21 protein-coding genes and 2 pseudogenes are annotated in these 22,732 nt (G+C 67.5%); 12 read left to right on the top strand and 11 right to left on the bottom strand.

Translation table 11 applies throughout. The features are described 5' to 3' along the window. Positions 1-186: 186 nt before the first annotated feature. Entirely contained in the window at positions 187-1,047 is an 861-nt protein-coding gene (locus QE385_RS06655; RefSeq protein ID WP_307100256.1) for an alpha/beta fold hydrolase, read from the bottom strand. 37 nt (positions 1,048-1,084) lie between these two features. On the opposite strand from QE385_RS06655, the pseudogene QE385_RS06660 reads away from it, so the two are divergent. Both QE385_RS06660 and astD read left to right on the top strand, forming a co-directional pair. After that, positions 1,085-2,462: pseudogene (locus QE385_RS06660) on the top strand (protein adenylyltransferase SelO family protein). Between the two features lie 10 nt (positions 2,463-2,472). Next, on the top strand, positions 2,473-3,879 hold the full coding sequence (gene astD / locus QE385_RS06665; protein WP_307100258.1) for a succinylglutamate-semialdehyde dehydrogenase: 1,407 nt from the start codon (positions 2,473-2,475) through the stop codon (positions 3,877-3,879). A 42-nt stretch (positions 3,880-3,921) separates the two neighbouring features. On the opposite strand, the gene QE385_RS06670 is transcribed toward astD, so the two are convergent. Continuing rightward, complete coding sequence (locus QE385_RS06670; protein WP_307104603.1) at positions 3,922-6,903, bottom strand: TonB-dependent receptor domain-containing protein; 2,982 nt, start codon at positions 6,901-6,903, stop codon at positions 3,922-3,924. 224 nt (positions 6,904-7,127) lie between these two features. On the opposite strand from QE385_RS06670, the gene cobA reads away from it, so the two are divergent. Genes cobA through QE385_RS06695 form a run of 5 tightly spaced genes read left to right on the top strand, consistent with a single transcriptional unit; the run spans position 7,128 to position 11,039 of the window. Then, positions 7,128-7,919 carry a uroporphyrinogen-III C-methyltransferase gene (cobA, locus tag QE385_RS06675; RefSeq protein WP_307104605.1) on the top strand — a complete coding sequence of 264 codons (792 nt, stop codon included), beginning with the start codon at positions 7,128-7,130 and terminating at the stop codon, positions 7,917-7,919. Continuing rightward, positions 7,916-8,212 (top strand): DUF2849 domain-containing protein, encoded by a 297-nt coding sequence (locus QE385_RS06680; protein WP_307100260.1) that lies wholly within the window; start codon positions 7,916-7,918, stop codon positions 8,210-8,212. Before cobA ends, QE385_RS06680 begins: the two co-directional genes overlap by 4 nt. A gap of 11 nt (positions 8,213-8,223) precedes the next feature. Further along, the gene (locus QE385_RS06685) at positions 8,224-9,849 is read left to right on the top strand and encodes a nitrite/sulfite reductase (protein ID WP_307100262.1); all 1,626 of its coding nucleotides are present in this window, start codon (positions 8,224-8,226) and stop codon (positions 9,847-9,849) included. Beyond that, positions 9,842-10,300 (top strand): DUF934 domain-containing protein, encoded by a 459-nt coding sequence (locus tag QE385_RS06690; RefSeq protein ID WP_307100264.1) that lies wholly within the window; start codon positions 9,842-9,844, stop codon positions 10,298-10,300. Before QE385_RS06685 ends, QE385_RS06690 begins: the two co-directional genes overlap by 8 nt. Continuing rightward, the gene (locus QE385_RS06695) at positions 10,293-11,039 is read left to right on the top strand and encodes a phosphoadenylyl-sulfate reductase (protein WP_307100266.1); all 747 of its coding nucleotides are present in this window, start codon (positions 10,293-10,295) and stop codon (positions 11,037-11,039) included. The genes QE385_RS06690 and QE385_RS06695 overlap by 8 nt, the downstream gene beginning before the upstream one ends. Positions 11,040-11,197: 158 nt before the next feature. Here the strand turns inward: QE385_RS06695 and QE385_RS06700 are convergent, their stop codons facing one another. Next, on the bottom strand, positions 11,198-12,691 hold the full coding sequence (locus tag QE385_RS06700) for a replicative DNA helicase (protein ID WP_307100268.1): 1,494 nt from the start codon (positions 12,689-12,691) through the stop codon (positions 11,198-11,200). A gap of 97 nt (positions 12,692-12,788) precedes the next feature. Here QE385_RS06700 and QE385_RS06705 point away from each other — a divergent pair, with 97 nt between their 5' ends. The 3 genes from QE385_RS06705 to QE385_RS06715 are packed head-to-tail and all read left to right on the top strand — an operon-like array spanning position 12,789 to position 14,400. After that, positions 12,789-13,271 carry a UPF0262 family protein gene (locus QE385_RS06705; protein WP_307100270.1) on the top strand — a complete coding sequence of 161 codons (483 nt, stop codon included), beginning with the start codon at positions 12,789-12,791 and terminating at the stop codon, positions 13,269-13,271. Next, positions 13,271-13,945, top strand: coding sequence for a GH25 family lysozyme (locus tag QE385_RS06710; protein WP_307100272.1), 675 nt, complete (start codon positions 13,271-13,273; stop codon positions 13,943-13,945). Before QE385_RS06705 ends, QE385_RS06710 begins: the two co-directional genes overlap by 1 nt. Continuing rightward, on the top strand, positions 13,942-14,400 hold the full coding sequence (locus QE385_RS06715) for a cytidine deaminase (protein WP_307100274.1): 459 nt from the start codon (positions 13,942-13,944) through the stop codon (positions 14,398-14,400). The genes QE385_RS06710 and QE385_RS06715 overlap by 4 nt, the downstream gene beginning before the upstream one ends. A 130-nt stretch (positions 14,401-14,530) precedes the next feature. On the opposite strand, the gene QE385_RS06720 is transcribed toward QE385_RS06715, so the two are convergent. Then, the gene (locus tag QE385_RS06720; RefSeq protein ID WP_307100277.1) at positions 14,531-15,310 is read right to left on the bottom strand and encodes a MerR family transcriptional regulator; all 780 of its coding nucleotides are present in this window, start codon (positions 15,308-15,310) and stop codon (positions 14,531-14,533) included. A gap of 113 nt (positions 15,311-15,423) precedes the next feature. Here QE385_RS06720 and dcd point away from each other — a divergent pair, with 113 nt between their 5' ends. Together dcd and QE385_RS06730 are read left to right on the top strand one after the other, a co-directional pair. Continuing rightward, positions 15,424-15,978 carry a dCTP deaminase gene (dcd, locus tag QE385_RS06725; RefSeq protein WP_007405039.1) on the top strand — a complete coding sequence of 185 codons (555 nt, stop codon included), beginning with the start codon at positions 15,424-15,426 and terminating at the stop codon, positions 15,976-15,978. Between the two features lie 77 nt (positions 15,979-16,055). Beyond that, entirely contained in the window at positions 16,056-16,961 is a 906-nt protein-coding gene (locus tag QE385_RS06730) for a LysR family transcriptional regulator (RefSeq protein ID WP_307100278.1), read from the top strand. Between the two features lie 5 nt (positions 16,962-16,966). On the opposite strand, the gene QE385_RS06735 is transcribed toward QE385_RS06730, so the two are convergent. The 7 genes and pseudogenes from QE385_RS06735 to QE385_RS06765 all read right to left on the bottom strand — a co-directional run bounded on the left by QE385_RS06735 (position 16,967) and on the right by QE385_RS06765 (position 22,708). Then, positions 16,967-17,965 (bottom strand): bile acid:sodium symporter family protein, encoded by a 999-nt coding sequence (locus QE385_RS06735; protein WP_307100280.1) that lies wholly within the window; start codon positions 17,963-17,965, stop codon positions 16,967-16,969. A 28-nt stretch (positions 17,966-17,993) separates the two neighbouring features. Continuing rightward, on the bottom strand, positions 17,994-18,335 hold the full coding sequence (gene uraH / locus QE385_RS06740; RefSeq protein ID WP_307100282.1) for a hydroxyisourate hydrolase: 342 nt from the start codon (positions 18,333-18,335) through the stop codon (positions 17,994-17,996). Next, a complete protein-coding gene (locus tag QE385_RS06745; protein ID WP_307100283.1) occupies positions 18,332-19,753 on the bottom strand; it encodes an NAD(P)/FAD-dependent oxidoreductase in 1,422 nt (473 codons plus the stop codon). Before QE385_RS06745 ends, uraH begins: the two co-directional genes overlap by 4 nt. Beyond that, complete coding sequence (uraD, locus tag QE385_RS06750) at positions 19,750-20,241, bottom strand: 2-oxo-4-hydroxy-4-carboxy-5-ureidoimidazoline decarboxylase (RefSeq protein ID WP_307100285.1); 492 nt, start codon at positions 20,239-20,241, stop codon at positions 19,750-19,752. The genes QE385_RS06745 and uraD overlap by 4 nt, the downstream gene beginning before the upstream one ends. Further along, complete coding sequence (gene hpxZ / locus QE385_RS06755; protein WP_307104607.1) at positions 20,238-20,618, bottom strand: oxalurate catabolism protein HpxZ; 381 nt, start codon at positions 20,616-20,618, stop codon at positions 20,238-20,240. Before hpxZ ends, uraD begins: the two co-directional genes overlap by 4 nt. 8 nt (positions 20,619-20,626) lie before the next feature. Further along, a complete protein-coding gene (gene puuE, locus QE385_RS06760) occupies positions 20,627-21,529 on the bottom strand; it encodes an allantoinase PuuE (RefSeq protein WP_307100286.1) in 903 nt (300 codons plus the stop codon). Beyond that, positions 21,526-22,708, bottom strand: a pseudogene (locus tag QE385_RS06765) (alanine--glyoxylate aminotransferase family protein). The gene puuE and the pseudogene QE385_RS06765 overlap by 4 nt, the downstream one beginning before the upstream one ends. Between the last annotated feature and the right edge of the window lie 24 nt (positions 22,709-22,732).

A 22,732-nucleotide genomic window follows, 5' to 3' on the forward strand; every position in this document is an offset into this window, starting at 1 on the left:
AGCACTCGTCTTTTCCCGAACAACCAAGCGTCGTCGCGATCGTCAGTCCCTGCCCCGACCATGCACCACCCCGGCGAAGGCCGGGGTCCAGTTGCGGCACGACGGGATCGGATCAGCAGTGCTTACCCAACTGGATCCCGGCCTTCGCCGGGATGGTGCTGCTGGGTTTTTGAAGGCGCCCCCCCCCTAACCCGCCACCCGGTCGAGCAACCGGCCGATCCCCGCCAGCGCCTCCGGCTCGGTCAGCAGCGGCGTGTGGCCGACGCCCGGCACCGTCACCAGCTCGGACGGCGACAGGCGCGCGGCCATGCGCTCCGCCACGCCCGCGCCCAATATGTCGGATCGCTCGCCGCGCACGACCAGCGTCGGCACGCCGTTCAACGCGTCGAGCGCGGCCCACATATCCGGTCCGCCCTCGGTATTGGGCACGCGGAACGGCTCGGCGATCTTCAGGTCATAGTCGAGGACGATCCGCCCCGCACTGGTCAGGCGGTGGGTGCGCTTGGCCATGGCCAGCCAGTCCTCGACGCCCCAGCCGGGATAGATGTCCTCATTGGTTTCCTGGACGCAGCGCGCGGCGTGGAGCCAGGTCGGGAAGCTCTGCCCCCGGCCGACATAGCCGCGAATGCGCGCCAGCCCCGCCGCCTCGATCTCCGGCCCGATATCGTTGAGCACCGCGCCCGCCAGCCGCCCGCGCGCGGTCGCCGCCAGCACCATGGTCACGATCCCGCCCAGCGAGGTGCCGACCGCCACGAACCGGCCGATGCCCAGTTCGTTCAGCATCGCCTCGACATCCTGGACATAGGTGAGCGGCACATAGCTCATCGGGTCCTTCGCATAGGCGCTCTCGCCCCGCCCCCGGAAACTGACCGCGATCACCCGCGCGCGGCCCGTCAGCGCCTTGGCCAGCCCTTCGAAATCGCGCGCGTTGCGGGTCAGGCCGGGCAGGCAGATGACGGGGGGCAGCGCGTCCGACCCCGGATAGTCCCGTGCGTGGAGCCGCAGCCCGTCTTTCGACCACCAATAACGATTCTCATAGGCCGTCATGCTTGAAGGTCCTCCGGTGCCGCCTCCATATCGCGGCATGCCCGTTTCCCCGCAAGCCTATCGCCCCGCCCGCGCCCTGACCGAGATCGCCGACATCCTCGCCGATCCGGTCGCGCCCGCCGACTTTCCGCAGACCATCCCGCGCTTCCGCAACGACAGGGCGGCGGCGGAGATCGGGCTGGACACGCTGACCGACGACGAATGGGTCGCGCATCTCGGCCGGTTCCAGCCGCTGCCCGACACGCTGCCCGGCCCGGCCGCGCTGCGTTATCACGGCCACCAGTTCCGCCAGTATTAATTCCGACCTGGGCGACGGGCGCGGCTTCACCTTCGCGCAGATGACCGCGACCGATGGCCGGCTGCTCGAACTCGGCACCAAGGGGTCGGGGCAGACGCCGTACAGCCGGTTCGGCGACGGGCGCCTGACGCTGAAGGGCGGGGTGCGCGAAATCCTGGCGACCGAGATGCTGGAGGCGCTGAACGTCCCCACCTCGCGCACGCTGTCGCTGATCGAGACGGGCGAGGCGCTGCACCGGGGCGACGAACCCTCCCCCACCCGCTCGGCGGTGATGGTGCGGATGAGCCATGGCCATATCCGCATCGGCAGTTTCCAGCGGCTCGCCTTCGAGCGCGACGAGGCCGGGATGAAGCGGCTGGTCGCCTATGCCCTGCATCACCTCTATGGCGAGGATTCGGACGATCCCGTCCGGCTGCTGACGCGGGTGGCGGAGCGGACCGCGACCCTGGCGGCGCGCTACATGGCCGCCGGATTCGTCCATGGCGTGCTCAATTCGGACAATATCAACATCACGGGCGAGAGCTTCGACTATGGCCCATGGCGGTTCGCCCCGGTCTGGGACCCCGAATTCACCGCCGCCTATTTCGACCAGAGCGGCCTCTATGCGCTGGGCCGTCAGCCCGAGGCGATCCAGTGGGACGTGATGCAGCTCGCCTCCAGCCTGCGCCTGATCGCCGAAAGCGAGCCGCTGATCGCGGCGCTCGACGGCTTCGCCACCACCTATCAGACGGCGATCGTCGCGGCGATCCTCTGGCGGCTGGGCGTCACCCCGCGCGAGGCCACCGAGGACCGCGCGCTGGTCCAGACCTTCGAGCGCGCGCTGCGCACCAGCCAGGCCTCGATCGACCGTACCTATTTCGATCTGTTCGGCGGGTCGGTGCCCGATCATTATGACGAGACGTGGGACGCGCTCCGCGACCTGATCGAGCCCTATGCGCCGCGACGCGCCCGCGATCACGCCTATTGGCAGGGCTCGCCCGAATCGATGCTGATCGACGAGGTCGAGGCGATCTGGGCGCCCATCGCCGAGCGGGACGACTGGACGCCGCTCTATGACAAGGTGGAGCGGATTCGCGCGATGGGCGCGGCGCTTGCCGGGGGTCCCGGCACGGCCTAGCCTCGCCGCCATGACCCAGTTCCTGTCGACCCATGAGCCCGCCACCGGCGCGCTGATCGCCCAATTGCCGATCGGGGATGCCACGCGCGAGGTCGCCGCCGCGCGTGCCGGATGGCCGGGCTGGGCGGCCACCCCGCTGGCGGAGCGGATCGCCACGCTCCGCCGCTTCGCCGAGCTGGTGCGGGAGCGCGCCGCAGCCTTTGCCGAGCTGATCGCGCGCGAGACCGGCAAGCCGCTCTGGGAGGCGGCGACCGAGGTCGACACCGTGGTCGCCAAGGTCGCTATCTCGATCACCGCGCAGGCCGAGCGTGCGGGCGAGCGCTTCACCGACCAGCCGGGCGGCGGGCGCATGGCGCTGCGCCACCGGCCGCACGGGGTGCTGGCGGTGCTGGGGCCGTATAATTTCCCGGCGCACCTGCCCAATGGCCATATCGTGCCCGCGCTCCTCGCGGGGAATGCGGTGGTGTTCAAACCCTCCGAAAAGACGCCCGCGACGGGGGCGTTCCTGATCGAATGCTATCATGCGGCGGGGGTGCCGGACGGGGTCGTGCGGCTGCTGGTCGGCGGGCCCGACCAGGGGCGGGCGCTGGCGGGGCATGAGAGTATCGACGGGTTGCTCTTCACCGGATCGGCGCGCACCGGCATCGCGCTCAACCGCCAGTTCGCCGAACGACCGGAAAAGATCCTCGCGCTGGAGATGGGCGGCAACAACCCGATCCTCGTCTGGGACGATCCCGACCCGGATGCCGCCGCCGCGCTGATCGTCCAGTCCGCCTTCACCACCGCCGGACAGCGCTGCACGGCGGGGCGGCGGCTGATCGTCGAGGATCGGCTGTACGATCCGGTGATGGCGGCGCTGACCCGGCTGACCGACCGGCTGATCGTCGGCGCGCCGCAGGATGACCCGGCGCCCTTCATGGGGCCGGTGATCGACAATGCGGCGGCCGATCATCTGCTGGCACGGGCCGACGAGCTGATCGCGAGCGGCGCGGCGGTCGTCCGCCCGCTGGCGCGTCTTACCCCCGGCTTGCCGCTGCTGAGCCCCGCGATCCTCGACGTGACCGATGGGACGGAGCGGCCCGATGACGAGTTGTTCGGCCCGGTGCTGCAGGTTTCACGCGCGCGGGAATTCGGGCAGGCGATCGAACAGGCCAACGCCACCCGCTACGGCCTGTCCGCCTCGCTGATTTCGCCCTCGCGCGAGCGGTACGAACAATTCTGGACCGGCATCCGCGCCGGGATCGTCAACTGGAACCGCCCGACCAACGGCGCGGCGTCGAGCGCGCCGTTCGGGGGTATCGGCTGGTCGGGCAATCACCGCCCCAGCGCCTATTACGCCGCCGACTATTGCGCCTATCCGGTCGCCAGCGCCGAGACCGACCATATCGCCGCCGCGATCCCGGTCGGTCTTCGCTGAACAGGAAAATGGCCCGGAACCAGGGTTCCGGGCCATCCCCGATCAGAAGCGGGCGGAAATGCCGACCCGCAGGGTCCGTCCCCGTACCGTGTAATAGGCCGGGAAGGTGTTGAAGTACGATCCGCTCCAAGCCGTCGCGGCATCGCCGATCAGCGGCGGATCCTTGTCGAAGATGTTCTGGACGTTGAAGCGTACGTCGATCCCCTTCACCAGCGTGACATTGGTGTTGAAGTCGAAATAGCTATAGGCCGGAATCCGCTGGACCAGCGGATAGGTTTCACCCGCCGCCGCCTTCAGGATGGAATTGCTCGACAGCTTGGAATTGCCGGTCGGGCCGGTATAGCGCCAGGTGAAGCCGACGCCGCCCTTGATCCATGGCAACTGCCAATTCACTCCGGCGACATGGCGCCAGCGCGGCATCGGATCGCCGCAGGCGAAGCCGAAATAGCCCAGGCACGACCAGGGTGTGTTGCCCGGTGCGAACTGGCGCTCATATTTGGTGGTCAGCGTTCCGTTGAAGTTCAGGCCGAAGGTGCCGATATCGTCAGCAATCCCCAGACGTTTCGGATCGAGCGCATAGTTGGCCCCGAAGTCGATACCCCGCGTCTTGGTATAGCCGGAATTGTTGTACCGCGCATCGGCGACGAGCAGCTGTCCGGACTGCGGGTCACGTTTGTAGAACTGGCAGAAGAACTCGACCTTGTTGTTGTAACACTGGTCGAAAGCCATACCGATCCGCGTCCATTCGAAGGCGCCACGGATATCGATGTCATACCAGTCGACGGTGGCGGACAGACCGGGGATGCCGCGCGGTTGCAGCACCACGCCCAGCGTCTTGCTGCGCGAACGTTCGGGTTGCAGCCCGGAATTGCCGCCATTGACCAGGGTGGTCGGGCAATAGCCCTGTGAATTGCATCCCGTATAGCTGGTCAGCGCGTCATATTGTGCTCGCGTCATGCCGATCGAGCATTGATCGAAGGTGTAACGCTGGACAGTGTTGGCGCCGCTGGACGCACGGGGCGGGGCACACAGGTCGAGCATCAGCGTGTTGGGATAGCGATTCTCGCCTTCCAGCCGCGGGAGCACGCCGACCCGCACCGCGCGGTTATAGCTGCCCCGGAAGCGGATGCCGTCCACGGGGGCCCAGCTCGCTTCCGCCTTCCAGCTATGCACCAGCGACTGATAGACGTCGTAATCGGAAATCCGATAGCCGCCATTGACGCTGAGTTCCTTGAAGAACGGCTTGTTCTCGATCAGCGGGATATCGATTTCGCCGCCCAGTTCCTTCACGCTGGTCCGGCCGTCAAACGTCGTGAAGGTCGACCAGGCGCCCATCCCCTTCGACTGGTTGCGATATTTGCGATATTCGCCGGTGATCGCAAAGCCGACGCCGCTTTCGGCAAACGGACTTTTGATCCCGTAATCCTCCAGCGTGCCCGACACGATGGCGTTGATGACCTGCAGATCGTTCTGCTGGCGGCGGCTGCCATCGGTGGTCAGATAATTATAGACCGCGTCGCTGACCGGCGAGTTGACCGAGAAGGCATCGACCGGCTGGCAGGTCGGATCGCTTCCGTCGATCTTGGACAGACAGGTCGGAACGCCGTTGACGTTACGGACCTGAAGACCGCGCCCCATACGGGCTTCCTGGTCCGCTGCCGGCAGATGGTCCGCATAGCCCCGCATGATGTTGCGGGTCTGCTGATAGCTGAGCTCGAAGCGGATCTTGTCGACGATCGTGCCCGACAGGTTCAACGATCCGCGCCAATCGGCCGTAGTGTTGCGGAAGTTCTGGATCATGCCCGGCCGGAACAGCGACACCGCAATCGGATCGCTGAGCGCCGTCGTGCCCGCCGCCGCGCCGCAGATCACCTGGGCCTGCTGCTGCCCCAGGAAGGGATTGTCGCAGTTGACGCGGGCGCTGGGCGTCCAGATGCCGCCATCGATCGAAAGGGCGCCACGCTCGACGATGCTGCTGTACAGGAAGCTGCCGTTCAGCCGCATGCCCGCCGGCAGGTCGGCGGTCAGGAAGCCGCCGACATTGACCTGCTCGTTGCGACGCTGGACCGCGTCGACACGCTGGATGCGCTGCTCGTCCTGCACGTCATAGGCGCGGAAGCTGCGCGAACCATCGCGTGCGTTGGTGAGGTCCTGGTTGTTGATCCCGAAATAGCTGTACGGATTGTAGGTCGTGCCGTTGCACGTCCACTTGGTGTTGCCTGCCTCCACCTTGTTCGGGTCGAACATCAGCAGCGGACAGTTGGTCGTGTCCAGATTGCGGTACTGGATCGGGTCGGCGCGCTTGTAGGTCGCGAAGGCGCTGAGATTGACCTTGTCGTCCAGGAACGAATGCCCGGCCGCCAGCGACGCATAGTAATTGCCGCCGCCCAGATAGCTGCCGCGCGGATAGGTGTAGCCCGCTTCCTGGGCCACCTTGGCCAGCAGCGGATTGTTGTTGTTGTGGTTGAAGCCGCTGACCTCGCCATCGAAGGCGATGCCGTTGAACTTGCGCTTCACGATGAAGTTGACGACACCCGCGATCGCGTCCGAACCATAGACCGCCGATGCGCCGCCGGTCATGATGTCGATCCGCTCGATCAGCGCGCCGGGGACAATATTGACGTCATTGTCCATCCGCTGCCCGTTGAGCAGCGTCAGGGTACGGCCCGCCCCCAGACTGCGCAGCCCGACCGGCGCCGCGCCGGAGTCCCAGCTCTGGCCCTGAAGCCCCAGCATCGGCGTGACCTGCGGCAGTTGCGCCAGCGCGTCCTCGACGCGGGCGAGGCCCCGCTCCTTCAGATAGGTGGCGTCGATCGTGGTGATCGGCGCATTGCTTTCCATGTTGGGCCGCACGATGCGCGTGCCCGTGACGATCACGTCGCCGGGATCAACCTTTTCCTGTTTGGCGTCGATCCTGTCGGTCGATGCCGACACACCCGTGACGACGGAGGCCTCGGTCTTCGCCTTGTCGTCGTCACCCGCCGGAGTCGTTTGTGCCGACGCAACCCCCGTCCACGCCAGCACAATCAAGGATGCGCCAATCCCCATTCTGGAGCAATATGATGTCTTCATTGCTACGCCCCCCATCAGCTTCTTCTACTTTCGTTCATCAAAGCACATCCAAATGCGAATCACAAATATAATATACTATCATCCCAGTCCCTCCCTGGGCGGCTCCCAAGCTGATCTACCCCTGCCCCAAGCATCGCTCGGTTGTGGCAGGCGCGGAGCAGGCGCACATGGGCATCATGGCTAGTCTCCTCGATCCCGCCGCGCGTGGACGCGTGATCCTTGTCGGTGCAGGCCCCGGCGATCCGGGCCTGCTGACGGTTCGTGCGGTCGAGGCGCTGAAACAGGCCGATGTCGTCGTGCATGACGGGCTGATCGATCCGCGCGTGCTCGACATCGCGCCCGGCACGGCACAGCGCATTTCGGTGGCCAAGCGGCGCGCGCGGCATACCCTGTCGCAGGACGCGATCAACGCGCTGATCGTCGCGCATGTGAAGACCGGCGCGATCGTCGTCCGGCTGAAGGGCGGCGACCCCTTCATCTTCGGGCGCGGCGGCGAAGAGGTGGAGGCGGTGCGCGCCGCCGGCCTGCGCGTCGAGGTGATCCCCGGCGTCTCGGCCGCGCTCGGCTGCGCGGCGGAGGCGATGCTGCCGCTGACGCACCGCGACCATGCCTCGGCGGTGTCCTTCGTCGCGGGCCAGTGCAAGGGGCTGACCGATCAGGACTGGTCGGGGCTGGCGGGCCAGGGCCGCACGCTCGTCATCTATATGGGCGTCGCGACCGCCAACGGCATCGCCGACAAGCTGATGGCGGACGGCGTCGCCCCCGACATGCCGGTCGCGGTGCTGGAGCGCGGCACGCTGGAGGGCCACCGCGCCATCCGCACCCTGCTCGCCGATCTCGGCCCGATGGTCGAACGCGAAAAGGTGCAGAGCCCGGCGATCATCGTCGTGGGCGAGGTGGTGGAATTGTCGGATGCCGAGGACAAGCTGGCGCGTTGGGCCCGCGTGGCGGAAGGGATGAACGCATGAAGCTGTTGACGGGCAATGATCTGGCGACCGGCGATGTCGTCTGGTGGACGGGGCGCGACTGGTCGCGCCATATCGAGGATGCGGTCGATGTCGGCGCATCCGGCGAGGCGACCTTACGCGCCGAGGAAGGCGCGCGCCGGGTCAACGTGCCCTATCTGATCGACGCCGAGGCGACCGAACAAGGCCCCCGCCCCGCGCATATCAAGGACCGTATCCGCGCGCTCGGCCCCACGGTACGCCCCGACCTGACGCTGAAGCCCGCCGATGCCGATGCCGGCGCCTGGATCATTTGAGAGAATAGCGCATGTATCGTTACGACGAATATGACCAGAGCATCGTCGATGCCCGTGTCGAGGAGTTTCGCGACCAGGTGGAACGCCGCCTGTCGGGCGCGCTGACCGAGGATCAGTTCAAGCCGCTGCGGCTGATGAACGGGCTCTACCTTCAGCTTCACGCCTATATGTTGCGCGTCGCGGTGCCGTACGGCACGCTGGACAGCCGCCAGATGCGGATGCTGGGCCATATCGCGCGCAAATATGATCGCGGCTACGGCCATTTCACCACCCGCCAGAACATCCAGTATAACTGGATCAAGCTGGCCGACGCGCCCGACATCCTGGCCGAGCTGGCGACCGTGCAGATGCATGCCATCCAGACCTCAGGCAACTGCATCCGCAACATCTCGTCCGACCAGTTCGCGGGCGCGGCCGCCGATGAAGTCACCGATCCGCGCCCCTGGGCCGAATTGTTGCGGCAATGGTCGACCTTCCACCCCGAATTCACCTATCTCCCGCGCAAGTTCAAGATCGCGGTGATCGCGGCGGACGAGGATCGCGCGGCGATGCGGCTGCACGATATCGGCATCCAGCTCCTGGAGCGCGACGGCGTGCTGGGCGCGAAGATCTTCGTCGGCGGCGGCATGGGCCGCACCCCGATGATCGCGCATGAGGTGAAGGACTTCATCACCGCCGACCATCTGATGAGCTATCTGGAGGCGTGCCTGCGGGTCTATAACCGCTATGGCCGTCGCGACAATATCTACAAGGCGCGGATCAAGATCCTGCTGCACGAGATCGGCGTCGACGCCTATCGCGACCAGGTGGAGGCGGAATTCGCCGCGATCCGCGAGCTGGGCATCGACCCGCCCGTGGCCGAGCTGGCGCGGATCACCGCGATGTTCGCCGGACCGGACTTTGCCAGCGACGCGCCCGACAGCGTGGACCGGTCCGATCCCGACTTCGCGGTCTGGCTCGACCAGAATGTCGCACGCCACAAGCAGCCCGGCCATGCCATCGTCACGATCAGCCTGAAGCCGATCGGCGGGATTCCCGGCGACGCCTCCGCCGACCAGATCGACCTGATGGCCGACCTGGCCGAGCGTTACGGCCATGACGAACTGCGCGTCACCCATGCCCAGAACATCGTCCTGCCGCATGTCCGCAAGGCCGACCTCCACGCCATCTGGACCGCGCTTCGCGACGCCGGGCTGGCCGAGGCCAATCTCGACCTGATCTCGGACATCATCGCCTGCCCCGGCCTGGATTATTGCAGCCTGGCCAATGCCCGCTCGATCCCGCTGGCGCAGAAGATCGGCGAGCGTTTCGCCGGGCGGCAGCGCGAACTGGGCGAGTTGAAGCTCAAGATCTCGGGCTGCATCAACGCCTGCGGCCACCATCATGCCGGGCATATCGGCATCCTGGGCGTCGACAAGAAGGGCACCGAAAACTACCAGCTACTGCTCGGCGGATCGGGCGCCGAGGACGTGTCGCTCGGCAAGATCACCGGCCCCGGTTTCGACGAGGACGGCGTGGTCGACGCGATCGAGCGCGTGACCGACCGTTATGTTCAGCTTCGCGAGGGCGGTGAACGCTTCCTCGACACCTATCGCCGCGTCGGCATGCAGCCGTTCAAGGAAGCCATTTATGGTTGATCCGATCACCGTGAACACCGATGCGGGCGAGACGCTGCTGCGCTTTCGCGACGATGTGGTGCATGACGAACCGGCGGTGACGCTGGACGCGTTTCTGGGCCAGACCAACGCCACCGCCGTCCGGCTGGAGGCGGGCGACGATGCGCGCGCGCTCCTCCCGCATCTGGGGCAGATCGCTTTGGTCGAGATCAGCTTCCCGACCTTCCGCGACGGGCGCGGCTATTCGGCGGCGCGGATCCTGCGCGAGGCGGGGTTCGAGGGCGAACTCCGCGCGGCGGGCGACGTGCTGGTCGACCAGATCCCGCACATGCGCCGCTGCGGCTTCGACAGCTTCGCGCCCGAAAAGCCGGTCGATGCGGCGACGCTGATCAAGCTGCTGAACCTCTATCCGCAACCCTATCAGAAGGCCGCCGATACCCGCGTGCCGGTGTGGAAGCGGCGCCATGGCTGAGCGGTCGCTCGACCGGATCGACGTTCGGCCGGCTTACACGGCGGAGGACGCTGCGGCTTATGAAGCGCGCTTCGCGGGCGTGGCTGCGCCCGAGATGCTGCGTACCCTGCTGACCGGCGAGCTGCGCGGGCAGATCGCGGCGGTGTCGTCCTTCGGCACCGAGTCCGCCGTGCTGCTGCACATGGTGGCGCAGGCCGATCCCGCGACGCCGGTGGTCTTCACCGACACGCTGAAGATGTTTCCCGAGACGCTGGCCTATCGCGACACGCTGGTCGCGCGGCTGGGCCTGCTCGACGTGCGCGTCATCCAGCCTGACCCCGCGCTGCTGGCCGCGAAGGACCCCGAGGGAATCCGCCATGGCTATGACCCCGATGGCTGCTGCGACCTGCGCAAGGTCGAGCCGCTGGCGCGTGGTCTCGCCCCGTTCGAGGCCTGGATTTCGGGTCGCAAGGGCTTCCAGGCGGGCACCCGCCGCGCCCTGCCCCGATTCGAGGTCGAGGATGGCCGGTTGAAGCTCAACCCGCTGGCGGATTGGGACAAGGCGGCGCTGGACGGCTATTTCGCCGAACACGACCTGCCGCGCCATCCACTGGAGGCACAGGGCTATCTGTCGATCGGCTGCGCGCCCTGCACCAGCAAGGTCAAGCCCGGCGAAGACCCGCGTGCGGGGAGATGGCGCGGGTTCGACAAGGTGGAATGCGGGATACACCGGCCGGTGGAGGCCGTTCGGTCGGTCTGAGGGACTTCGATCCCTTGGCCACTCTTGCCTCCTCCGGTGTTACGCGAAAGCATTCCCACCTCCGTTCGCACTGAGCGAAGTCGAAGTGCACGCCCCGGACCATGCGGCCAGGGCTTTGCGTGGCCTTCGACTTCGCTCAGGCTGAACGGAGGTTGGAATCAATACCCCGCGAAGTCGGTGAACCGCGTGATCGTCGGGTCGAACTTCATCACGACCTTGCCGGTCGCACCGTGACGCTGTTTCGCGACGATCAGTTCGGCAAGGCCGTAGACCCGCTCCACCTCGGTCGCCCATTTCGCGTGGTCCTCGAAGACCTTGCCGTCATCGCCTTCCATCGGGCGCTTGGGCTCGCGCTGCATCATGTAATAGTCTTCGCGGAACACGAACCAGACCATGTCGGCGTCCTGCTCGATCGAGCCCGATTCGCGAAGGTCGGACAGCATCGGCCGCTTGTCCTCGCGCTGCTCGACCGCGCGGGACAGCTGCGACAGGGCCAGCACCGGCACGTTCATGTCCTTGGCCAGCGTCTTGAGCCCGCGCGAAATCTCCGAGATTTCCTGCACGCGGTTGCCCTCCGACGACTTGCCCGAGCCGGTCAGCAGCTGGAGATAGTCGACCACGACCAGCCCGATCTCGTTATTATGTCGCCGCTGCAACCGCCGGACGCGGGTGTGCAGCGCGGAGATGGACAGGCCGCCGGTATCGTCGATGAACAGCGGCAGCTGCTCCAGCTCGGCGGCGGCGGCGGCCAGCTGCGCGAACTCGTTGCGGCTGATCTTGCCCATGCGCAGCGCCTCGGAGCTGATCCCCGACTGTTCGGCCAGGATACGCGTCGCCAGCTGGTCGGCGGACATTTCCAGGCTGAAGAACGCAACCTTGGCGCCGACCGACTCGGACGGCGGGATGCCGTCCTGCATGTCGCGCATCCAGCGCCGCGCGGCGTTGAACGCGATGTTGGTGGCGAGCGAGGTCTTGCCCATGCCCGGACGGCCCGCCAGGATCATCAAGTCGGAGCGGTGCATACCGCCGATCTTGGCATTGACCGAGTCGAGACCGGTGGTGATGCCCGAGACATGGCCACCGGAATTCAGCGCGCGCTCGGCATTCTTGACCGCCATGGTGGTGGCCTGGGCGAAGCTCTTCACCGCATTTTCCGAGCCGCCGTCCGCCGCGACCTTGAACAGCTCGTTCTCGGCCAGTTCGATCTGCGCGCGAGGGTTCACCTCCTCCGAGGTATCCATCGCCCGGTCGACCAGCGTCCGCCCCACCGTCACCAGCGCGCGCAGCATGGCCAGGTCATAGATCTGCGTCGCGAACTGCCGCGCACCGATCAGCCCAGCGCCTGATCCGGTCAGCTGCGCCAGATAGGCCGGGCCGCCCAGCGCCTTCATCCCCTCGTCCGCCTCGAACATCGGGCGCAGCGTGACGGGGGTCGCCAGCATGTCGGTGGCGCGCAGATTCTTGATCGCGGCGAAGACGCGGCCATGGACCGGCTCGAAGAAATGGTCCGGGTCCAGCCGGTCGACCAGATCGTCGGCCAGCCGGTTGTCAATCATCATCGCGCCCAGCAGCGCGGCCTCCGCCTCGATATTGCGGGGGAGCTGCTGCGGCTCGGCGGCGGCAGCGGTGTTCGGAAATGCGAGGGTGGCCATTTCTTCGGCGTTAGCGCGGAGTGGCGCCGGATGAAAACGCATTGCGTCGATCAGCGGGGGATTTGCGGCGCACGCGCTTCGCGACTATCCCTGCCGGATGGCCGATCCGCGGATCATATCCATCGATCTCGACGAACGCAGCCTCGGCTGGCGATCGGCCGATGTCGAGCAGGAGCGGCGGATCGCGATCTTCGACCTGATCGAGGAAAATTATTTCGCGCCGCAACGGCCGCAGGCGGACGGCTATGCCGGGCCCTATCGGATCAAGCTGGAGTCCGAGGAAGGTCGCCTGGGCATCCATATGTACCGCGAGGACGGCACGCATATCGAGACGCTGGTGCTGGCGCTCGGCCGGTTCCGGCGGCCGATCAAGGACTATTTCGCGATCTGCGACAGCTATTACCAGGCGATCCGGGCCGCCACGCCGCAACAGATCGAGACGATCGATATGGCCCGGCGCGGCATCCATAACGATGCCGCCGAAATGCTGAAGGACCGGCTGACCGGCAAGATCGAGGTGGACTTCGATACCGCACGCCGCCTCTTCACACTGCTGTGCGTCCTGCATATCCGCAACTGATGGCGATTCTCTGGAAAATCGGTGCCGGGCTGCTCGCGCTCGGTGCGGCGGGCATGGGCGGCTGGCATTGGGCGACGCATTGGCGCCCCTCGGCCGACCATTATGCGTTGCAGGGCATCGACCTGACCGAGAATCCGCCGCCGGTGGAGTGGCGGACGCTGCGCGCGGGCGGCGCCGACTTCGCCTATATCGTCGCCACCTCCGGCGCGGACCGCCGCGACCCCGCGTTCGAGGCGAACTGGGCCGCGCTGCCCGAGGCGGGGCTGCGGCGCGGCGCGGTCCATATCTATTCGCTGTGCCAGCCCGCCGCGGCGCAGGCGGATGCCTTCAACATCTTCGTGCCGCGCGCCGGGGATGCGCTGCCCGCCGCGATCGACCTGTCCTTTCACGACGATTGCACCGCGCGGCCCGATCGCGCGACGCTGGTCGCCGACCTGACCCGGTTCGTGACGATGGTCGAGACGCATACGCGCAAGCCCGTGATGCTGCGCGTCGCCAAGCCGTTCGAATCCGAATACAGCATCACGACCGCGTTCGACCGCCCGATCTGGGCGGTCGGCAATATGTTCAAACCCGATTATGCCGCCCGCCCCTGGCGGATGTGGCGCGCGAGCGATTTCCGCCGGGTCGAGGGGGTGGAAGGCCCCGTCAACTGGGACGTCGTCACACCATGAGCCAGATCGATCCGACCGCCGCGCGCCTGATCGCCGCCGCCCGCGCCGCCGCGCGCCACGCCCATGCGCCCTATAGCCGGTTCGCGGTGGGCGCCGCCTTGTTGATGGAGGACGGGTCGGTCATCACCGGCGCGAACTTCGAAAACGCCAGCTATGGCCTGTCGCTCTGCGCCGAGACGGTCGCGATCGCCACCGCCTCGGCCGCCGGGCGGCTGCGCGAGATCGTCGCGGTCGGCGTGATCGGCGGCGCGATGGACGCGAACGGCGTGCCCACCGGCACCGCCCCGGTCGGCCCCTGCGGCCGGTGTCGACAGGTCATCAACGAGGCCGCCCAGATGGGTGGCCGCGACCTGCCCGTCCATTGCGGCGCGGCGGAGGGCGATGCGGTGCGCAGCTATCGGCTGTCCGAATTGCTGCCGGATGCCTTTGGTCCGGCGGATCTGGGGATCGGCTGAATTTCGCGCGACGCCGCGAAGACACGAAGATGTGTTCGCGCAAAGGCGCAGAGAAGAGGTTCCGGCCTTGCCTGCCTCATCGCCATGAGCGGATGCCCCCTTATCTTCGCCTCCGCGCGAACACTTCGCCTCAGTTGCCTGGCTCTTCGCCCCGCACCCGCATCGCGGCGGCGGCCGCCTGGATGAACTGCCACACATCGGCCGAAAAGCCCGGATCGGCCTGCCCATCCCACGCCGCCCGGTTTTCATGCAGCCGCGTCGCACCCGCCCACATCTCCGGCGAGGCCACCGCGCGGAACGGCGCCAGCAGCGCGAACCACTCGCGCACAAAAGCCTGCGCCGCCTCCGAACCGGGGCCGAGCGGCAATGCGGCGGCGATCCGCTGGCCCAGATCGGCCCATTGCGCCTGATAGGCGTCCTGATCGAAATCGGGGGCGAGCGTGGCCATCCGCTCGGCCCAATGGGCCTGTTCCTCCTTGGTGAAATGCTGGTCGGCCACGGCCTTCCATTGGGTCGTCGTCATGCTGTTTCCCTTTCGAATCAGCGAGCAGAGCGTCGCGACGTCGATGCGCTCGCCGGCATCGATGCGGGACTGGATGGAATGAAGCAGGGTCGCCGTATCGGCCAGCACGGCGGCTTGCGCCTCGACCACCGCCAGCTGCGCCGCGACCATCGGTCCCAGCCGGGCATCGGGCCGGTCGAGCATCCGCCCGATCGCCGCCAGCGTGAACCCGGCCCGTTTCAGCGCGACGATCGCGTGCAGCCGCTCGAGTTCCCATGCACCGAAGATGCGCCGCCCGCCCTCGCTGCGCAGCGGTCGGATCAGCCCCCGCGCCTCGTAAAAGCGCAACGCCCGGCTGCTGAGCCCCGTGGCCTTCGCGATCTCGGCAATATCCAGCATCTTCGTCATGCGAGGCAGCCTACCGCTTGACGCAACGTCAACCGCAAGCCCCATTTTGCGTTTCGGCGCTTGCCCTGTCCGGGCGATCCGGCAATGAGCGGCAACGCTTAAGGGGAATGAAGATGTCGATCCTGTCCGACCGCTGGATTCGCGAAGCCGCGCAGACCCAAGGGATGATCGAGCCCTTTGTCGAGAACCAGCGCCGCGACGGCTGTATCAGCTATGGCCTGTCCTCCTATGGCTATGACGCGCGGGTGGCGGACGAGTTCAAGATCTTCACCAATGTCGACAGCGCGGTCGTCGATCCCAAGGACTTCGCGTCGAACAGCTTCGTCGATCGCAAGACCGATGTGTGCATCATTCCGCCCAACAGCTTCGCGCTGGCGCGGACGGTCGAATATTTCCGGGTGCCGCGCGACGTGCTGGTCATCTGCCTGGGCAAGTCGACCTATGCGCGCTGCGGGATCATCGTGAACGTCACGCCGCTGGAGCCGGGTTGGGAGGGGCATGTGACGCTGGAATTTTCCAACACCACGCCGCTGCCTGCGAAAATCTATGCCAATGAAGGCGCCTGCCAGTTCCTGTTCCTGAAGGGCAACGAGCCCTGCGAGACCAGCTATGCCGACCGCGCGGGCAAATATATGGGCCAGCGCGGCGTCACCCTGCCCCGGCTGTGACCGGGCAACCGTAACGCTCCCAAAGCTCGCGGGCCTCGACCGTCGATTGCGGCCCGGATGGCGACACGAGGACGATGATGGCCCTCATCAAGACCGGGTTGATCTATTTCGATCAGGCGATCCGCCACGGCTCGATCCGCAAGGCGGCGGAATCGCTCAACATCGCATCCTCGGCGGTCAACCGGCAGCTGCTACAGCTCGAAGAGGAGCTGGACGTGCAGCTGTTCGTCCGCATGCCGCGCGGGATACGGCCCACCGCGGCGGGCGAGGCGTTGCTGGCCTATATCCGGCGGTGGAAGCGCGAGAGCGTCGCGCTGCGCCACGAGATGCTGCGGCTGCGCGGCGGGGAGCGCGGCCATATCCGGATCGCCGCCGCCGAGAGCCTGGCCGACGACCTCGTGCCGCGCACCATCGTCCGCTACAAGGAACGCTTCCCGCTGATCGAATTCTCGCTGCTGGCGGGCGACAATCACCGGGTGAAGGCGGAATTGCTGTCCAAGGAAGCGGATGTCATCTGCGCCTTCGACCTGACGGGCACCGCGCGCACCGCGACGGTGGCACATGTCCAGACGCCGATCGGCGTCATCACTCCGCCGGGCCATCCCCTTTCCCTGCTCGACCGGGTGACCCTGTCCGACTGCGTTCCCCATGCGGTGGTGACGCCGCATGACGACTGGCTGAAGCAGAGCGTGCTGCACGATCTGTTCGACATGAGCGACGTGCCGCTCAAGCGGGTCGCCACGGTCGAGCGGATCGATACGCTCAAGAATCTGGTGCGCGCCGGGGTCGGCATCGCCTTCCTCTCGCGCATCGGGCTGGAGCGCGAACTGGCGGCGGGCGAACTCTGCTGGGTTCCGCTGGCCGAGGGGATCGTCCGCCCGGCCAGCGTGTCTATGCTGCTTCAGCGCGGCCGGGTGCTGCCCATCTATCTCAGCACCTTTGTCGACATGCTGAAGGAGGAGTTCGCCCGGCTGGGCGAATAGCCGACCTATCCCGACGCCACCGCGCCCGGCATGGCGGGCTCCGCCTCCACCGCGTCGGCCAGCCGCCGCGCGAGGAAGGCGCAGGCGATCAGCTGCAACTGGTGGAACACCATGACCGGCAGCAGGACGACCCCGACCTGCGCGGGCGGGAACAGCACGCCCGCCATCGGCACGCCCGTCGCCAGGCTCTTCTTCGACCCGCAGAAGCGCATCACGACCGCGTCCTCGGGTGCCAGCTTCATCGCCCGCCCCATCACGCCGGTCAGCACCAGCACCACCGTCAGCAGCAGCGCGCACCATCCGACGAGTTCCGCCAGCTCCAGCGCGCCGACCTGCGACCACAGCCCCTGGCTCACCGCCGCACCGAAAGCGGTATAGACGACCAGCAGGATCGATCCGCGATCGAGCGTCGTCACCAGCCGCTTGCGCGCTGCGATCCACGAGCCGATCCAGGGGCGCAGCATATGCCCCGCCGCGAACGGCACCAGCAATTGCAGCACGATCGCCCGCACGCTGTCGAACGACAGCTCGACGCCCCCGGTGCCGGGAAGCAGCAGGGCGGCCAGCGCGGGCGTGACGGCGATGCCCAGCAGGTTGGACAGCGAGGCGCTGCACACCGCCGCCGCGACATTGCCGCGCGCGATCGCGGTGAAGGCGATCGAGGATTGCACGGTCGAGGGCAACAGGGTCAGGAACAACAGGCCGGTGGCGAGGCTGGGCGACGGCAGGCCGCTGCCCGCGATGGCGAGCCCCAGCAGCGGGAACAGCACGAAGCTGGTCGCCAGGATCGCCGCATGCAACCGCCAGTGCCGCGCCCCCGCCAGCAAGGCGCTGCGCGACAATTTCGCGCCATGGACGAAGAACAGCGCGACGATCGCGGTATCGGCGGCGCGGTCGAAGACGCGCACGCCGACACCGCGCGGCGGCAGCAGCGTGGCGATCAGCACGGTCGCCAGCAGCATCAGGACATAGGGCTCGATCGTGGCGAGCAGGCGACGGATCATCGAAGCACTCCGGCGGGAAGGAACGGGATCAACTGCCCCGATAGGTGGAATAGCTGTAGGGCGAGACGAGCAGCGGCACGTGATAATGCCCCCCCTCCGGCGCGATGCCGAAATCGATCGTCACCCGGTCGAGAAAGGGCGGATCGGGCAGCTCCACCCCGGCGGCGCGGAAATAGTCGGCGACCGCGAAGCATAATGCATGACGTCCCGGCGAAACCGGCACGGCAGCCAGCGCGGGACAGCGCCCATCGGCATTGGTCACGCCATCGAACAACCGCACCCCGTCGCCGTCGAGCAGCGTGACGGCGATGCCCGCCGCCGGCCGGCCATGCGCGGTGTCGAGGACATGGGTGGACAGGGTCGCGCTCATGCCACCGCCCCCGTGCGCGGCCACGACCCGATGAATTCGGGCTCGTCATAGTCGAGATAGGCGGCGATCATCGCATCGCGGTCGTCGAGGAACAGCTGGTCGGCCACCCCCGCCACCAGCCGGGGCAAGGCGTGGCGCAGTCCCGACAGCGCGGAGGCCGACAGGCCGAGGCTGATGAGCCCCGAATAGTTGAACGCGAACAGCCCGTGCAGCGCCGCCGCATCGTCGGGCGTGCGCGGCAACAGCTGGAATTGCGGCCCCAGATAGGGATGCGCATCGATCAGCGGATGCGACGCCTCCGCCGGGCGATAGCGGTCGGACCAGCGCGCGATGCCGTCGGCGACCAGCGCCAGTTCGGGACGCAGCGCCGGATCGGTGACCAGCCCGGTCGACAGGACGAGGAAGTCGAACGTCTCGGTCCCGCGCGGGGTGGTGACCGCGACCGCGTCGCCGGTATCCGCCACGTCCAGCCACGGCGTGCCGAGATGCAGGTGAAAGCCGGGCAGCGCCGACGCGCGGTCGAACGTGTCGTTGGTCGGCGGCTGGCTGCGGTCGAAAAAAGCGACCATCATTCGGTATTTGGCGGCATCGTCGAGCGCGGGGAAGCGGCCGATGATCCCGCTGCGCTCCATATGCCGGATCGGATTGACGCGCGGCAGTTCCGGGCGGCGGACGAAGACATGCGCCTCGGCCACCCCGGCGGACAGCGCGGCATGGGCATTGTCGAACGCCGAGGCCCCCGCCCCCAGCAGCGCGATGCGCTTTCCGGCCAGCCCCGCATAATCGATCGCCGCCGAGGTATGGGCATAGCGGGTCGCGGGCAGCCGATCGCGCACCAGTTCGGGCACGTGCCAGTTGCCGCCCCCCTGGATGCCGGTCGCCAGCACGACCTTGCGCGCGAGCAGCGGCGCACCGTCGGCGAGGTGGACGCGGAACCGCCCGCCCAGCGGCTCGATCAGCGTGACCCGCGCCTCGTTGCGCACCGGCAGGTTCAGGACGGCGCGATACCAGCGCAGATAGGCCATCCAGTCGCGGCGCGGAATCTTGTCCAGCGCCTCCCATCCTTCTGCGCCATGCTGCGCTTCCCAGAAAGCACGGAAGGTCAGCGAGGGGATGCCCAGGTCGATCGCGGTCAGGTGCTTGGGCGTGCGCAGCGTCATCATCCGCGCATAGGTGTCCCACGGCCCTTCATAACCCGCCGGGTTTTCGTCGAGGACCAGGATGTCCGACACACGCTCGCGCAACAACCCGAACGCCGCGCCCAGCCCGCTCTGCCCGCCGCCGACGATGATGACGTCATGGACATGGCCCTCCGCCATGGGCTGCGGCACCGTCCAGGCGGGGCCGCCATGCGCCAGGCGTTCGAGATCGGTCGCGACCTGCTGGGCCAGGGCGGCCAGGCCGATGGGTTGGGTCATGCCAGGGTCTCCAGTCGCAGGCGGACGATATGGCCGATCTCGGTCAGCGCGGTTTCGACCTCGGCCTCGCGGTCGTTGGACAGCCGCTCGGCCATGGCGCGCAATATGCCCGCCCGGTCGGTCCGCCGGACACAGATGACGAAGGGAAAGCCGAACCGCTCGCCATAGGCGGCGTTGAGCGCATGGAAGCGCTCGAACTCCTGCCGGGTCATGCGGTCCAGCCCGGCCGAGGCCTGCTCGCTGCGCGACTCCTCGGTCAGCGTGCCCGCGATCGCCGCGCGCCCCGCCAGTTCGGGATGGGCGCGGATCACCGACAGCCGCTCCTCGGGCGTAGCGTCGGCGAGCACCGCCACGATCCCCTCCGCCAGATCGGCAAAGGGCCGCCGCGCCGCCGCGCGCTCCACCACCCAGGGCGAATGCTCGACCACGCTCGCATAGCGTGCGACGAAGGCCTCGCTGGACATAGCATTGAAATCGCTATCGGTCATGATCCCGCCCCCTCGATCGAGACATGCGCGGCGACGACCTTCCACCCATCGGGAAAGCGCACCCAGGTCTGGCTCTGCCGCCCGCGCCGGGCATCGCCTTCGCGGAAGAATTCGGCGTTGGCGGTGGCATGGTCGCGGCCAAAGGCATGGATGGCGACCGTTCCGAGCCGACGCTGCGGCGACCCGCCCCGCCCCTTGCGAAAGGCGCGAATGGCCTCCGCGCCGTACAGCACCTCGCCCACGCCATAGCGGATCGTGGTCGGATGATCGTGGAACAGCCGGTCCATCGCGGGCACGTCATCGGCCATCAGTGCGGCTTCATAAGCGGTGAAGGCGGCCGTCACCTCGGCCACCACCTGCGGATCGTCGATCATCATCTCGGGCGTCATGCCGGGTGCACCTGTTGCCAGTGTCGCGCGATATCGATGCGGCGCGCGATCCACGCGTCGCCGCTGGCGATCACATGATCGACGAAGCGGGCCAGCGCCGCCGCGCGGCCGGGCCGTCCGACGATACGCCCGTGCAAGCCCACCGACATCATCCGCCCGCCCTCGGCCCGCAACTGCTCGAACGTGTCGCGCAGATAGCGGAAGAAGGGTTCGCCATCGGCAAAGCCGTTATAGGCGACGAACTTCATGTCGTTGGCGTCGAGCGTATAGGGCACGATCAACTGCGCCCGCCCGCCATTCGCCTCGGCATGGCGACGATCCCAATAGGGCAGGTCGTCGGCATAGCTGTCGGCGTCATAGACGAACCCGCCCTCGGCGGCGACCAGCGCGGCGGTCGCGGGCGAGGTCCGCCCCTGATACCAGCCCAGCGGGCGCGTGCCGGTCAGCCGGGTGTGCAGCGCGATCGCCTCGGCGATATGCGCGCGCTCCACCTCGGGCGAGACATATTGATAGTCGATCCAGCGATAGCCGTGGCTGGCGATCTCCCAGTCGGCGGCCAGCATCGCGTCGACCGTCGCCGGATTGGCGGCCATGGCGGTGGCGACAGCGAAGGCCGTGACCGGCACCTGCCGCTCGGCGAACAGACGGTGCAACCGCCAGAAACCGGCGCGCGCGCCATATTCGTACAGGCTTTCCATCGCCATGGCGCGCGCGGGATGGCTGGCCGCGCCGACCATCTCCGACAGGAACGCCTCCGACCCGGCATCGCCGTTCAGGACGCTGTTCTCCGCGCCTTCCTCGACATTGACGACGAACTGCACCGCGACGCGCGCGCCGCCGGGCCAGCGGGGATCGGGCGGCGACGCGCCATAGCCCACCAGATCGCGCGGCGCGGTCATGCGGCATAGCTTTCGAGCGCGGCATCGACCCCCGCGCCGGAGGGCAATGCCATCCCCTCGGCCCGCAACACCGCCTCCAGCGCAGCGAGCGTCAGCAGCACCTTATGCTTCATGGCATTGTAGCCCATCGCGCCGATCCGCCAGACCTTGCCCTGGAGCGGGCCGAAGGCGGTGCCGATCTCGATCTCGAAATCCTCGCGCATCCGGGCGCGCACCCGCTCGCCGTCGACGCCGGGCGGGATGACGATGCCGGTGACGTTGGTCATGCGGAAGCGATCGTCACCGAACACCTCCAGCCCCAGCGCGCGGGCCCGCGGCCACCACCGCCCGGCCCGCCGCCGCATGGCGCGCGAACCGCGCCTCCAGCCCCTCGCCCAATGCGACGCGGGCGCATTCGCGCGCGCCGTAAAGCATGGTCGTGGCTTCGGTATGGTGGTTCAGCCGCTTCTCGGACCAGTAATCCATGATCATGGCGAGGTCGAAATAGTTGGTGCCGATCCGCACCCCGCCCGCATCGACCAGATCGTCGCGGCGAATGCCCTTTTCGACATGACGACGCCCCAGGATGCGCTCGGCGGCGCGGGGCGAGACGGTGATCGGGGCCGATCCCGACGGACCGCCCAGGCATTTCTGCAAGCCGCCGGTGACGATGTCTGCGCCCCAGCGGTCGGTGGCGATCTCCATTCCGCCGATCGTCGCGGTCGCATCGACATAGAGATACGCGCCCGCCGCTTGTGCCAGCGCCCCCACCCCGTCGAGCGGCTGCGCCATGGTGGTCGAGGTGTCGCCATGGACGCAGGCGACCACCATCGGCGCGGTCCGCTCGATCGCGTCCGCGATGGCGTCGAGCGGCACGGTTTCACCCCAGGGGACCGACAGCCGTTCGACCTGCGCGCCGATCCGCTCGCCAATCTCCTGCAACAACAGCCCGAAGCGGCCGAAATCGACGACCAGCAGCCGGTCCCCCGGTGCGAGCAGCGAGACCAAAGACGCCTCGATCGCCGCGCGCGCGGTGCCGTCGATCAGGAACGTCCAGTGGTTCTCGGTCCCGAACACCGGACGGTACAGCGCCATCACCTGGTTCATATAGCCGGTCATTTCCGGATCGAACTGGCCGAGCAGGTCCGCACTCATTGCGCGCAGCACGCGCGGATGGGCGTTGACCGGCCCCGGCCCCATCAGCAGCCGCTGCGGCGGATCGAT

It is taken from the genome of Sphingomonas sp. SORGH_AS_0950, assembly GCF_030818415.1.
Classification (GTDB): domain Bacteria; phylum Pseudomonadota; class Alphaproteobacteria; order Sphingomonadales; family Sphingomonadaceae; genus Sphingomonas.